Raw genomic sequence first — 13,518 nt, 5'->3', positions numbered from 1 at the left:
AAATCATCAAATTTTGGTGATTAGATTGAATGCTGATTGGTATATTTACCTCGTTAAAAGAATCTATTATCCTGAAAATTTCATGAGCCGAACGTTACGCTACTACTGCCTTACTGTACTGATTTTATCTTTTCCGGCAACACTTTTAGCCCAACAGAACCAGGAATCTTATCAGCCATCCTTAAAAGAGGCTATTCATCTGTTTGATAAAGGGCTGTACGACTCCTCCATTCCACTACTGGAGCAAGCAATGTTGGAGGCAGAGAGTGAAATAACTAAAGAAATGGCCTCATTTCTGCATGCCCGCGCTTTCATAAAGGTCGACTCCCTGGGTGTAAATACACATGTTGATCGTTTTGTTCAGATGTATCCGGGCAGCAATAAATCTTCGGTTTTACTGAAGGAGCTGGCAAATCTTCACAAAGAACAGGGTGATTTAGAGGCGGCAATAAGCCGGATGGATGAGGCACTGAACTATCCGCAATCAAACCGGGAGCGTGCAGAACTATACTACATGCTTGGGGAAACATCTGCGGAGTATGGTGATTTTGAGCAGGCAAGGCAATACTTTCTGACACTATCTGATGAGCATCGCCGCAGTGAATGGTCTCCAAAAGCACTCTATGCAAGAGGTCGGCTCTTCCTGGAAGAGGAGAGGTTTTCTGAATCGGCTGATGCATTTGAACTGCTCAGGGAACGGCACCCGCTCGACCCAATGACCCGGCGAATTGGAACTGCACTTGGCGAGTCGTACTACCAGCAAGGAAATTTTGAAGATGCGATCGGAGCCTTTCAAGATGCACTGCCAAACCTTGACCATGAAGGACGCCAGAAGGCTGTTTACCTCACGGCAGAGAGTTACAATGCACTGAACCGATATGAGGATGCCACTCGGTTTTACCGTCAATATATTAATGGTGCGAATGAAGATGACGATTTGAGAATTGCCCATTATGGGCTTGGGTGGGTTTATCACAAGCAGGAGATCTATCACTGGGCTGCCAGATCATTTGGCGAAGCTGCTCAAGGAGATGATGAACTGGCAAGAAAGGCACTTTACTACAAAGGCGCCAATGAGAAAATGGCCGGCCGTTCAGATCAGGCGATCGAAACATTTCGTGAATTTGGGGATCGATACGACTACGGAGTTTTTTCTGAGCAAGCATATTTTGAATGGGCCGTTTTGGCTTTTGAAGTAGGCTTTTACGGCGAAGCAATTGAGGCTTTACGTCCGCTGGCACAACGAGCCGACGAGCTTGAAAATCCCGGCGACGTCATTACATTTTTGGGTGAAGTCTATTTTGCAAACGGGGAGTATACCCGAGCACTTGAAACATTTGAGATAGCAGATGAACTGGCTGATCTGGACCCCGCTGTGAAAAGACAGGCGAGGTTTCAACGGGCATGGGTGCAATACAGCAATCAGGCATTTGCCCAGTCTCAACCCGATTTTGAACGGGTTCATGATGAATCCCCTGACTCACCGCTGGGTCGTGAAGCACTTTTCTGGAGCGCAGATGCTCATTATCAAATCAGAAATTTTGGTCCCGCCGCACAACAGTATGCCCGTTTTATAGAGCGCTATCCAAATCATGAACTGGTCGGAGCAGCAAAATACGCACTCGGCTGGTCCTATTTTATGATGGGGGATTTTGAAAATGCAACCGATCCGCTGATCGATTTTCTTGAGAATTATGAGCCGCCGTCCATGGCACTTTTCCCCTACGATACTGATACACAGCTTCGTATCGGGGATGCCTATTATGCACAAGGGGAATATCGCGAAGCACTCAGATATTACAACATGGCAATAGGGGCTGAGCCGGGCGGTGATTACGCAATGTTTCAGGTTGCAAACAGCCATTACAGAATGAATCAAAATTTTGAAGCTGTTTCACAATTTAGAAGGGTGCTTAGAATTTATCCCTATTCCACATTGCGCGAACAAGCACAGTATAATATCGCCTACATCTATTTGAATACCGGCAATTATGATCAGGCGATTGAGGAGTTCAGAACCGTGATCAATCGATACCCCGGAACAGAATGGGCAGCTCGTGCACAATATAATATTGGCGACTCTTACTACAATGCCGGACAGTATGATCAGGCAATTTCCGCCTATCGGCAGGTGTTGGAAGATTATCCTCGAAGCAGCTACATCATTGAAGCGATTAACGGAATTCAGTTTGCACAGCTCTCCGCTGGTGAAGAGGATACGTCAACTGATGTACTGGAAGACTTTCTGGCAGATAATCCGACCTCTTCAACGGCGGATCGACTCAGATTTCGACAGGCCGAAAATATGATGCAATCGGGTGATTACGAAGCAGCGGTGGATGAGTTCAGGCAGTACTTGCGAATTACCAATAACACGGAGCTGGTTCCCGAAGCCTACATGAATATGGCAGACGCCTATGAAAGAGTTAATAATCGAGTGGCGGCCATTGAGGCACTTGAAACCTTGGTGAACGACTATCCAAATTCTGACCAAACGGCCGGCGCACTATCGGAACTTGGCCGTCTGCATTATGAAGAAGGTAACTATCAGCAATCATTAAATCGTTTCGAACAATTGATTGAAACCGACTCCCGTTATCGCCAGGAGGGGATTTTGGGCATGGGTGATGCAAACCTTGCATTGGGTAATGTTAACCGGGCACGTCAGTATTATGAAGAGGTGCTTTCAATAAATGAGAACAGTGATCCGGCCCGGATTGGAATGGGGAAAGTTCTGCTTGAAGATGGCCGTGTTGATGAAGCCAGACGATTTTTCTCCCTTGTAGCAGAGAATAATACTACGGATACCGGAGCCGAAGCCCAATATTTACTTGGTCAGACTTTTCTGGAAGCAGGTGATTCTGAGGCCGCCCGAGAGGCATTTTCCAGAGTTCAGGTTCTTTTTGAGACCTATGACATTTGGGTTGCTGAAGCACAGTATAAAATTGCGGAAATTCACATACGGGAAGGTCGTCGGGGTGACGCTATTTCTCTTCTTGAATCCATCGTAGATCGATATCCGGGAACCTCGGGAGCTGAAAAAGCCCAAAATCTGCTCAACAGAAATTAATCATGATTCAAAAAACAGAACCTGCCGGCAGTCTGGCAGGTACCATTCAGATGCCGCCGGATAAATCAATTTCGCATCGGGCGGCAATGTTTGCTGCAATCAGCAGTGAAATAAGCATTATCGACAACTACTCGTCAGCGGCTGATCCGCAGAGTACACTCTCATGTTTACGTCAGTTGGGTGTTTCTGTTCAGCAAACCGGCAACCGGGTTGAAATTAAAGGAGTTGGACGAGACGGATTCAAAAAGCCGGATTCACCTCTCAACTGTGGAAACTCGGGAACAACCATGCGTCTGCTTGCCGGAATCGTGAGTGCGGCCGGAATTGAGTGTGAAATGGTAGGGGACGACTCTCTATCATCTCGTACAATGAAAAGAATTATTGAACCGCTGAAGCAGATGGGAGCCAGCATTGATGGGCGTGACCATGAATTCGCACCATTAAAAATTGGCCTTAATAGCGGCATTAAGCCGATACGCTATCCGCTTCCCATTGCAAGTGCACAGCTAAAGTCTTGTGTTCTTCTGGCCGGGTTGTTTGGAGAGAAACCGACTGAAGTTGTGGAGACCGTGCAAAGCCGGGACCACACTGAGAGACTGTTGAATCTGAAATCAGAGGCTTATGGGTCGGGTAAATTAATTCAAAGCAGCAGAAGTGATGTGATACCTGCACAATCATATGCAGTACCGGGAGATTTTTCAGCAGCAGCTTTCTGGCTTGTGGCGTCATCCATAAACCCCGAGAGCAAGCTTAGTCTGAAACATGTTGGGATGAATCCCTCACGAACGGGTGCCTTTCATATTCTTGAAGAGATGGGTGCAAATTTTGAGATATCAAACAGCACATTTGCCGGAAAAGAACCTGTAGCTGACCTGACTATTACTTCGGCTAATTTGAACCCGATTAACCTTGATCCAAAACTCATTCCAAACTGCATTGATGAGCTCCCTGTTTTGATGGTGGCGATGTGTTTTGCCGATGGTAAATCAGTTATCTCCGGAGCGGAAGAGCTTCGCCATAAAGAGACCGACCGTCTCTCGGCCATGGCTGAGATTTTGACTGCATCGGGTGCAGAGATTGAACTGAAAAAGGATGGCATGGTGATTTACGGTGATCCTCAATTTACTCCAAGGCCGGCAAGGTTTAAATCGCACCACGACCACCGAATGGCAATGGCAGCTGCGGTGTTGGCAACTCGCGGCTCCGGGCTTTCTGAAGTTGAAGATGCAGAGTGTACTGCCATTTCTTACCCGGACTTCTGGACACATTTGCATCAGCTTATCCAATCGTAGTTGTCAATTTGGCAACGCCTTACTAAACCTCTCGTCTGCATGTCAATACGTCAGTGATCAATGCCTTGGGGTAAACTTGGCATTGAGGTTGCTCATATACAGGTAAAATTGAAATTACCATGAGCAACTTCAGTATTGATTTGGAAAAACAACTCTCAAAATTAGGACGAGATATTCAGCAGCTCGTAGAGCGAGCGGTGCCCGTGCAAGGGGCTTCCAACTTTCAGCCAAAATGTGATGTGGTTGAAAGTGAGAAACAGTTCTCGTTAATCCTTGATCTGCCCGGAATGAAGAAGGAACAGATCTCCATCACGATGAAAAATGGAGTTATTACCGTAAGTGGCGATCGGGAGTTGTTTCTTGAAGATCATGAAAAACTGGTGAGAAGTGAGCGAAAACAGGGTTCTTTTTCTCGTGCATTTGCTCTGCCTGAAGGTGCCGATCCCAAATCGGTTCAGGCGGAATTTAATGATGGGGTGCTCAGGATTACCGTTTCAAAAACAGTTTCGGAAGAAGACGGCGACAGCCAGTCCATTCCAATCAATTAAACAGTTTATTAGAATAAAAAGTAAAACGAGGTTAATATTATGGGTAAGATTATAGGAATTGACTTAGGTACAACAAACTCATGCGTTTCCGTTATGGAAGGCGGAGAGCCTGTTGTCATTCAAAACTCAGAGGGTGGACGAACAACACCGTCTGTGGTTGCATTTTCAAAAGACGGAGAGCGCCTGGTTGGTGCGCCTGCAAAACGACAGGCAATTACCAATCCGGAAAAAACCGTTTCATCTATCAAACGCTTTATGGGACGCATGTTCAACGAAGTGAAAGATGAAATTGGGCAGGTTTCCTACAAGGTGGTAAAGGGTGATGACGGAACCGCCCGTGTGGAGATTGATGACCGCAAGTATGCACCGCAGGAGATTTCTGCAATGGTTCTGCAAAAAATGAAGCAGACAGCTGAAGAGTATCTCGGCGAAGAAGTGAAAGAAGCGGTTGTTACCGTACCGGCATACTTTAACGATGCACAGCGTAAAGCAACACAGGAAGCCGGAAAAATTGCCGGATTAGATGTGAAGCGAATTATTAATGAGCCAACGGCTGCATCGCTGGCGTACGGCCTTGACAAGAAAGATGACGATCAGACGATTATTGTTTATGACCTTGGTGGAGGTACATTCGACGTTTCCGTTCTCGATCTTGGCGACGGTGTATTTGAAGTGAAATCAACCAGTGGCGATACTCACCTGGGTGGTGACGACTTTGACCAGCGTTTGATTAACTTCCTGGCTGATGAGTTTAAGAAAGATGAAGGCATTGATCTGCGAAAAGATCCGATGGCAATGCAGCGACTAAAAGATGCTGCCGAAAAAGCCAAGATTGAACTTTCAAGTTCACAGAAAACAAATGTGAACCTTCCATTTATCACCGCAACTGATTCCGGTCCAAAGCACCTGAATATTGACATTACCCGCTCTAAGTTTGAGCAACTGGTGGATGATCTGGTGAAGAGAACCATCAAACCGTGTGAAAAAGCGCTGAAAGATGCCGGAATATCCAAGAATGAGATCGATCAGGTCATTCTTGTAGGTGGTTCAACACGTATTCCAAAGATTCAGGAAGTGGTGAAGGAGTTCTTTGGAAAAGATCCAAGTAAAGGTGTGAATCCGGATGAAGTTGTGGCCGTAGGTGCTGCAATTCAGGGTGGAGTTCTGACCGGAGACGTGGACGATGTTGTGCTCCTCGACGTTACACCACTTACGCTCGGTATTGAAACTCTTGGCGGTGTAATGACCAAATTGATTGAAGCAAATACGACAATTCCGACAAGCAAGAAAGAGACATTCTCAACGGCTGCAGATAATCAAAGCAGTGTGGAGATTCATATTCTTCAGGGTGAACGTGCTCAGGCTAAAGATAACCGCACACTCGGCCGGTTCCACCTGGACGGTATCCCGCCGGCACCACGCGGTGTACCTCAAATTGAGGTAACATTCGATATTGACGCCAACGGTGTGTTAAATGTAAGCGCGAAGGATAAAGGCACCGGTAAAGAGCAGAGTATCCGAATTGAATCATCTTCCGGATTGAGCGAGGAGGAGATTGAAAAGATGAAGAACGCTGCCGAAGAGCACGCAGAAGAGGATAAAAAAGTGCGTGAGCGAATTGAAACTCTCAATAAGGCAGACTCTCTGATCTTCTCTACCAAGAAGCAGCTGGATGAGCACAAAGATAAGATCTCTGATGAGAATAAGAGTAAGATCGAAGGTGCGCTCAACAAGCTGGAAGAGCTCCATAAAGAGGAGAAAGTGGATGAAATTGAACCCGCTATCGAAGAACTGAATCAAGTTTGGGCTGCAGCTTCCCAGGAGATTTATCAAGCCGCAGAAGCTGAACAGCAAGCCGGTGGAGCTGCTCAAGACGGTGCTGCTGATGCTGAAGAGTCAGCCGAAGGCGATGATGCCGTAGATGCAGACTTCGAAGTAGTTGATGAAGATGATGATGAGAAAAAGTAAATTTCTTTGATTCATAAACAGATCATTGAAAGCCCGCTTCTGTTGGAGGCGGGCTTTTTTTATATCCCGGTTAGATTTAATCGTATATTTGAGACTGTAGAAACAGACGGTTTAAAAACAATACAGGCTTAAATGAATGTACTCGGAATAGAATCTTCCTGCGATGAAACAGCAGCAGCTGTTTGGAAAGACGGTGAGATTCTTTCAAATATTATCGCCTCACAATCCATTCACGAACAGTTCGGAGGGGTAGTGCCGGAACTGGCATCCAGGGCGCATCATAAAACGATTTGGAAAACAGTGCAGCAGGCACTGGTTGAAGCTGAAATATCGATGAATGAGGTGGATGTGATAGCCGTTGCACAGGGGCCGGGATTAATCGGGTCACTTCTGGTGGGGCTCAGTTTTGCCAAAGGGCTGGCTCTCACCTATCAAAAACCGATAATTGGTGTTAATCATATCGACGCTCATCTTTACGCCAATTTCATTGAACACAATGAGGTGTATCCATTTGTCGGCTTGATTGTATCGGGCGGACACACTCGGCTTGTTTATGTAAAAAAGGCTTTTCATCATGAAGTGCTTGGTGAAACCAGAGATGATGCAGCTGGAGAGGCATTCGACAAGATTGGTAAAATTCTGGGGCTGCCATATCCGGCGGGTCCTGTTGTTGATATGCTGGCAAAGGAGGGAAACCCCGAATTTCACGATTTTCCACGCTCAATGATTAATAAAGGTCTGGATTTCAGTTTTTCAGGATTAAAAACGAGCGTTCTGTACTACACGCAGGAGAAAGGAGAAGAGTTTGTTCAACAAAATTTGAATGATATTTGTGCAAGTGTATCGGCGGCAATTACAGATGTGCTGGTTGCAAAACTTCGACGTGCCGTTAAGAAGAAAGATGTAGAGCATGTTATGCTCGCGGGCGGGGTATCAGCAAACTCCATGCTTAGAAAAAAGATGAATAAGTTGTCTGAAAAAAGGGGCTTGAACGTCATGATACCCGCACTGGAGTATTGTACGGATAATGCAGCGATGATTGCTGTTACCGGAGCCCTAAAAGCACGTGAGGGAGTGTTTGATGATCTAAGCCTTAAACCATTCTCAAGAGTGGGATAGAGCGTAAATCACTCACATTCGAGTCTTAAAATCCCTATCTTCAGTCGAAATAAAGTTCAACACCATAACTGATTGCTATATGTATAATGTTGTATTGATTCCGGGAGACGGAATTGGAAAAGAGATTACGGATTCTGTAACTAAAATTTTAGATACCGCCGGTGCAGATATCAACTGGATTGAGTGCAAAGCCGGTGCGGGAGCAAATGATGAATTGGGTACTCCTCTGCCGGAAGAGACGATCGATGCAATTAAAAAGCATCGAATTGCATTAAAAGGTCCGCTTACCACTCCGGTCGGTGCAGGATTTAGATCCATAAATGTAGCTTTGCGCCAGAAGTTTAACCTCTATAGCAATATACGGCCGGCCCGGTCGCTTCCGAACATCGACACGCCTTTCCGTGATGTGGATTTGGTGCTCTTCAGGGAGAATACTGAGGGGCTCTACATCGGTAAAGAGCACTGGATTGGTGACGATGAGAAGCATGCTGAGGGAATTGCGGTCGTAACCCGGGAAGCAAGTGAAAAAATTATTCGTTCAGCTTTTGAATACGCGAAAAAGCGAGGCAGAAAGAAAGTAAGCCTGGTTCACAAAGCCAATATCCTGAAATTTACAACCGGTCTGTTTTTGAAGATTGGAAAAGAGATTGCTCGGGATTATCCGGACATCGAATTTCAAGATCTGATTGTTGACAACATGGCCATGCAGATGGTTCTGCGCCCACAACAGTTTGATGTGATTGTGACCACAAATCTATTCGGTGATATCCTTTCTGACCTTGCTTCAGGGCTTGTTGGAGGTTTGGGTGTAACCGGTGCTGCAAATATCAGTGATGATGCCGCTATGTTTGAAGCGGTTCACGGTTCAGCCCCGGACATTGCAGGTAAAGGTATGGCAAACCCGACAGCGCTCCTCTTTTCGGCTCTGATGATGCTGGAGTATCTGGGCGAAGACAGACTGGCTGAAAAGATCCGCTCTGCAGTGTACACCGTTCTTCAGGAGCATAAAAAAGAATGTACAGAAGACATCGGTGGCGAAGGCAATACAGAAAGCTACACTGAAGCGATCTGTAAACTGCTGCGAGATTAAACTCAACATTTGATCCAAATGTATAAAAGGCTGTGTGGAAACATACAGCCTTTTCTGTTTTTAATCGTTTAACTCAACAAATTTTACCTGTTTGGTAAGCGTGTCAAAAATGGCAACTAAGGGATCCTGGTCAAATCCATTTACGCTTCCCGGATTAATGGTAACCGTATCGCCGGCTGTGCCAACTTTTGCCTGATGCGTATGGCCGGAGATGACAACATCATACTTCCCGCAATTTTCCAGGCTATCGGTAATTTCGGGGTAGGTGCCATGATAGACAGCAAACTTTAATTTATCATCTTCGAATGAAAAAAACTCTCCATGAAGCGTTCCTCCAATCTCCTCAAACTTCTTCATCAACAGAAACTTATCGCCGTCATTGTTACCGAAAATTCCGTGTAGATCAAGCCCGCTAAACAGAGGAATGGTGAATGGGCTGCAGTAGTCTCCTGCATGGATCACTTTTGAAACGTTCAGCTCTTTAAACTTTTGAACCGCTTTTTGAATATTGTTTACGTGATCGTGTGTATCTGAACAGATTCCGACTAGCATAATAGATAGATTTATGACTGTATATTTGTAATCAAGTAAAAACGTGAGGGGATTGCAAGAGATTTGAATTTCTATGAAACAGAGGTCAACATAGTTTGAAAAATTGATTTGCCGGATGGCTTATGCTTTTCTGAAGGATTTCTTACCTTAAACCGAAGAAAATTTGATTCACCGATAAATAAGGAAACATGTCTGTATCAAAAGAGGAAGTATATTACATTGCTAATCTTGCCCGACTTCAGCTGAAAGAGGACGAAGCAGAACGCCTTAAGGGCGATATGAATAAAATTCTCGGCTATATTGAAACACTCAACGAACTTGATACCTCCGATGTTGAACCATTGGAGCATGTGACGGAAATTGTTTCTTCCTCATTCAGAAAAGATGAAGCTGGAGCACCGCTCGACCATGAGGAGGCACTTAAAAATGCCCCCGATGCAGACTCCGACTACTTCCGTGTGCCGCGTGTAATTGAATAAGCTCCGGCTTTATTTACTCGAACATCCCATTCTAACCTACATTTTTACTTAATGGCTGCTGATAAAAGCAAACAGAAGAAACAATCCAACAAAGGTTTTTGGGAGTCACTGGCTGATCGGAATAAACATCTGCTCTGTTTAGGGTTTCTGTTTATTCTGCCGGTTATTCTGTTTCATGCCACGGTTCTTGGCGGTCAGCAGTACATGGGGCATGATGTAATTCAGTGGAGGGCGGGAGCGGAATCGTTGATTCAGCATCAGCAGGAGTTTGGCGAAGTTGCGCACTGGGCTACGAACATGTTCTCCGGAATGCCGGCAACAACCATTTCCCATCCCCCGCAAATCAGTAACCTTGATAATACCTTACTGAAATTTCTGAGCTCTATCTACCCCGCAGCCGAGATGTGGATTCTGCTCGGTGGAGCTTATTTCATGTTTTTACTCTTAGGTGTACGACCCTTGTCGGCTGTTTTTGGCGCAGTTATTATTGGGTTTTCGACCTATATTCCAATCATTATTGGAGCGGGGCACAACGCTAAATTTTTAGCGTATATCTACATTCCGTGGCTATATAACGGATACTTTCTTCTGACAAGGTCTAAATGGAATCCCTGGCTGGCCGCATTTCTCTTTGCTTGGGCGCTTACTCTTCATTTGCGGGCATATCACCCTCAGGTTACCTACTTTTTCCTATTCCCGCTGTTAACACTATTCTTTTACGATCTTTCCAAAGCCATCAGGTCAGGAAATATCAAACCATTTGCGATACACACCGGATGGTTGGTTGGCGCGGCAATTATTGCCACTTTAATTTCCATTCAGCTCTATTGGAGCACGCTGGAGTATTCCCCCTACAGTATGCGGGGAGGCTCGGAACTTGCCGGCAATACGGGGTTAGCCAGAGATTATGCTTTTGCCTGGTCGCAAGGGTGGGGTGAGCTGCTCACGTTGATTATTCCCGGGGCGTATGGTGGGTCGGAGCTATACTGGGGTCCTAAAACATTCACCAGCGGTCCGCACTATTTTGGGGCTTTGACACTACTCTTTCTGGTTGTAGGTGCCTGGAAATCTTCTCACAAACTAAAATGGGTATTTCTCGGTCCCGGTATTGCAACCTTGCTCTTCTCCCTGGGTGAGAATTTTGGTACGCTTAACAATCTGATGTTTGCCTATTTTCCTCTGTTTGATAAATTCCGGGTTCCAGAAATGTGGCTGATGATCTCTGTGTTTTGCTTCTCTGTTCCGGCAGTTTTTGGACTGGAGTGGTTGTTGGATAAGATCAGGGAAAACAAGCCCAGCCAATGGAAAAAGCCGATTTATGCAGCAGCCGGCACCGGTATGGTTGTTATGCTGATCGGGTTTCAGTTTCTTTCGTTTGAAAAACCGGGTGAGCGGGAGCAGCTTTCCCGGCAGGTAGCCGCACAAAACGAGGTTCCAGCAGATGATCCCAGAGTTTCCCAAACGGTGAGCAGGTATCTTCAGAATGATCTCATTCCGCAGAGAGAGGAGTTAGCGCGTGGCGATACCCTTCGGTTTGGATTTTTCTTTGCCGCCGGGATAGGAATTCTGTTTGCTATGGGGATGAAGAAAATATCCATCTCTACCGGAGGTATGCTCTTTTGTATATTCATTGCCTACGATTTTATTCGCGTGGATCAGCGTTATTTAAGTGAAAGTTCTTTGGTTGATCAAAGTTTGGACCGGACGGATGTACTTCAAAGAAACGAACGGGAACTGGACCGATTTTTGAAGAATCAGGTGGAAACAGACGCCGGTTGGGAATATCGTGTTTTACCGATGCTCGATAATCCATTTAACAATGCGGTTCCGGCATTTTTCTATCCATCTGCGGGCGGCTATTCCGGTGCAAAACTTGGCTACTATCAGGATCTGATTGATGAGGCATTTTTCTCCGGCCCGTTTGGCATCAACAAGGGAGTCTTGAATATGCTCAATATTCGTTATATGTCAGCACAAGGTGCTTTTAATATTCCGGGATTTGAGGTGGCCTACAGGGGACAGGATGGCGTGGTTTTAGAAAATATGGATGTATTGCCAAAAGCCTGGTTTGTGAATCGTGTTGAATCATTCACAGATCAATCGGAGCTGTTGCGACGTATATCAGAAGATTTTAGTGCTGATTCGGTGGCATTTGTTGCAGACTCTCGGTCAATAGAGTACGATTCTGCAAATCGGTCTGTATCAGTGAATGACTACAATGCCAACAAAATTTCACTTGAAATCACCGCCGACTCAGAAGGATTTTTGGTATTGAGTGAAATTTGGTATCCCGAAGGTTGGAAAGCAACCTTAAATGGAGAACCGATTGACGTGATCAGAACAAATTATGTACTCCGGGGATTTGAAATTCCCGCCGGTGAGCACACATTGGAAATGATTATTGAACCGGTTTGGTATGAAACGGGTAACTGGCTGGCTCGAATTGGAACAATTCTGCTCCTGATTACGCTTGGAATAGGTTTGATGAAAATGAAGAGAGCCGGTGACTCATCTCCGCCGGAAGAGATTGAAAAGATATGAAAGAATGGTTTCTCAGAAAGCTTTTTTGGGGCGGATTACATAAAATTCTGAGTGATGTTCAGTATGCAAAAATTCGCTACCGGCTGGATGTTGGCAGAAAGTTAAACCTGAAAACGCCACAGTCATTTACAGAGAAAATACAGTACGTCAAACTTTATGATAGGAATCCGTTAAGAAAAATGGCCGCCAGCCGGAAGAGAGTCCGGGAGTATGTAAAAGATCAAATTGGAGAGGAGTATCTGATTCCTTTAGTATTGGAAACATCAAATTTGACTGCCCGGGAGTGGGAAACACTTCCAGATCAGTTTGTGCTTAAGGCAAATCACGGCTGCGGAATGATTGAGATCATAGATGGGAAGCAGAACGTTGATTTCTTGAAGATTGCTCAAATTACCCGGGAGTGGCAAGAGTTCAACTATGCTAAATTTGGCAGAGAGTGGGTTTACGAAGACGCAAAACGGGATATAATTGCCGAAGAGCTGCTGCTCAATCAGTACAATGAGATTCCCAAAGATTACAAATTATTCTGTTTTCATGGAAGAGTTGCGTTGATTCAGGTTGATATCGGGAGGTTTGAGAAACAACGACGCAATCTATACGATCGAAATTTTAACCTGCTTCCGGTTACATCACTCTATCCCAACTCTGAAAACCCAATCACTCCGCCCGGCACGTTGGATGAGATGATTGAAGTAGCAGAAAAATTATCCTCTGAGTTCAACTTTATTCGTGTAGACCTCTACTCGGTAGGTAATAAGGTCTATTTTGGAGAGCTTACAAACTTTCCGGGCAATGGGTTTATTTCGTATCAACCGGATTGGTTCGACTTTGAACTGGGTGAAAACCTGCAGCTCTAAGT

10 protein-coding genes are annotated in these 13,518 nt (G+C 45.3%); 9 read left to right on the top strand and 1 reads right to left on the bottom strand.

What is annotated here, in order from left to right; genetic code table 11:
* Positions 1 to 82 precede the first annotated feature (82 nt).
* The 6 genes from BG260_RS00455 (at position 83) to BG260_RS00430 (ending at position 9,087) form a co-directional block, all read left to right on the top strand.
* The gene (locus BG260_RS00455) at positions 83 to 3,070 is read left to right on the top strand and encodes a tetratricopeptide repeat protein (RefSeq protein ID WP_069130026.1); all 2,988 of its coding nucleotides are present in this window, start codon (positions 83 to 85) and stop codon (positions 3,068 to 3,070) included.
* 2 nt (positions 3,071 to 3,072) lie between these two features.
* Entirely contained in the window at positions 3,073 to 4,362 is a 1,290-nt protein-coding gene (aroA, locus tag BG260_RS00450; protein ID WP_069129975.1) for a 3-phosphoshikimate 1-carboxyvinyltransferase, read from the top strand.
* A 119-nt stretch (positions 4,363 to 4,481) separates the two neighbouring features.
* The gene (locus BG260_RS00445) at positions 4,482 to 4,910 is read left to right on the top strand and encodes an Hsp20/alpha crystallin family protein (RefSeq protein WP_069129974.1); all 429 of its coding nucleotides are present in this window, start codon (positions 4,482 to 4,484) and stop codon (positions 4,908 to 4,910) included.
* 39 nt (positions 4,911 to 4,949) lie between these two features.
* A complete protein-coding gene (gene dnaK, locus BG260_RS00440; protein ID WP_069129973.1) occupies positions 4,950 to 6,878 on the top strand; it encodes a molecular chaperone DnaK in 1,929 nt (642 codons plus the stop codon).
* Positions 6,879 to 7,010: 132 nt separating this feature from the next.
* Positions 7,011 to 7,997 (top strand): tRNA (adenosine(37)-N6)-threonylcarbamoyltransferase complex transferase subunit TsaD, encoded by a 987-nt coding sequence (gene tsaD / locus BG260_RS00435; protein ID WP_069129972.1) that lies wholly within the window; start codon positions 7,011 to 7,013, stop codon positions 7,995 to 7,997.
* Between the two features lie 79 nt (positions 7,998 to 8,076).
* Entirely contained in the window at positions 8,077 to 9,087 is a 1,011-nt protein-coding gene (locus tag BG260_RS00430; protein ID WP_069129971.1) for an isocitrate/isopropylmalate dehydrogenase family protein, read from the top strand.
* Between the two features lie 60 nt (positions 9,088 to 9,147).
* On the opposite strand, the gene BG260_RS00425 is transcribed toward BG260_RS00430, so the two are convergent.
* Positions 9,148 to 9,639, bottom strand: coding sequence for a metallophosphoesterase (locus BG260_RS00425; protein WP_069129970.1), 492 nt, complete (start codon positions 9,637 to 9,639; stop codon positions 9,148 to 9,150).
* 188 nt (positions 9,640 to 9,827) lie between these two features.
* On the opposite strand from BG260_RS00425, the gene gatC reads away from it, so the two are divergent.
* Genes gatC through BG260_RS00410 form a run of 3 tightly spaced genes read left to right on the top strand, consistent with a single transcriptional unit; the run spans position 9,828 to position 13,516 of the window.
* Positions 9,828 to 10,118, top strand: coding sequence for an Asp-tRNA(Asn)/Glu-tRNA(Gln) amidotransferase subunit GatC (gatC, locus tag BG260_RS00420; RefSeq protein WP_069129969.1), 291 nt, complete (start codon positions 9,828 to 9,830; stop codon positions 10,116 to 10,118).
* 51 nt (positions 10,119 to 10,169) lie between these two features.
* Positions 10,170 to 12,659, top strand: coding sequence for a YfhO family protein (locus BG260_RS00415; RefSeq protein ID WP_069129968.1), 2,490 nt, complete (start codon positions 10,170 to 10,172; stop codon positions 12,657 to 12,659).
* The gene (locus BG260_RS00410; RefSeq protein ID WP_069129967.1) at positions 12,656 to 13,516 is read left to right on the top strand and encodes an ATP-grasp fold amidoligase family protein; all 861 of its coding nucleotides are present in this window, start codon (positions 12,656 to 12,658) and stop codon (positions 13,514 to 13,516) included. The genes BG260_RS00415 and BG260_RS00410 overlap by 4 nt, the downstream gene beginning before the upstream one ends.
* Positions 13,517 to 13,518 lie beyond the last annotated feature (2 nt).

It is taken from the genome of Rhodohalobacter halophilus, assembly GCF_001715195.1.
Taxonomy (GTDB): domain Bacteria; phylum Bacteroidota; class Rhodothermia; order Balneolales; family Balneolaceae; genus Rhodohalobacter; species Rhodohalobacter halophilus.
Note: the sequence above shows the minus strand (reverse complement) of the source record. Positions and strands in the feature narration are given on the sequence as shown.

Bases quoted from the DNA above. Each gene is read 5' to 3' on its own strand.
- BG260_RS00455 (WP_069130026.1), top strand. From the start codon at position 83: ATGAGCCGAACGTTACGCTACTACTGCCTTACTGTACTGATTTTATCT.
- aroA (WP_069129975.1), top strand. From the start codon at position 3,073: ATGATTCAAAAAACAGAACCTGCCGGCAGTCTGGCAGGTACCATTCAG.
- BG260_RS00445 (WP_069129974.1), top strand. From the start codon at position 4,482: ATGAGCAACTTCAGTATTGATTTGGAAAAACAACTCTCAAAATTAGGA.
- dnaK (WP_069129973.1), top strand. From the start codon at position 4,950: ATGGGTAAGATTATAGGAATTGACTTAGGTACAACAAACTCATGCGTT.
- tsaD (WP_069129972.1), top strand. From the start codon at position 7,011: ATGAATGTACTCGGAATAGAATCTTCCTGCGATGAAACAGCAGCAGCT.
- BG260_RS00430 (WP_069129971.1), top strand. From the start codon at position 8,077: ATGTATAATGTTGTATTGATTCCGGGAGACGGAATTGGAAAAGAGATT.
- BG260_RS00425 (WP_069129970.1), bottom strand. From the start codon at position 9,639: ATGCTAGTCGGAATCTGTTCAGATACACACGATCACGTAAACAATATT.
- gatC (WP_069129969.1), top strand. From the start codon at position 9,828: ATGTCTGTATCAAAAGAGGAAGTATATTACATTGCTAATCTTGCCCGA.
- BG260_RS00415 (WP_069129968.1), top strand. From the start codon at position 10,170: ATGGCTGCTGATAAAAGCAAACAGAAGAAACAATCCAACAAAGGTTTT.
- BG260_RS00410 (WP_069129967.1), top strand. From the start codon at position 12,656: ATGAAAGAATGGTTTCTCAGAAAGCTTTTTTGGGGCGGATTACATAAA.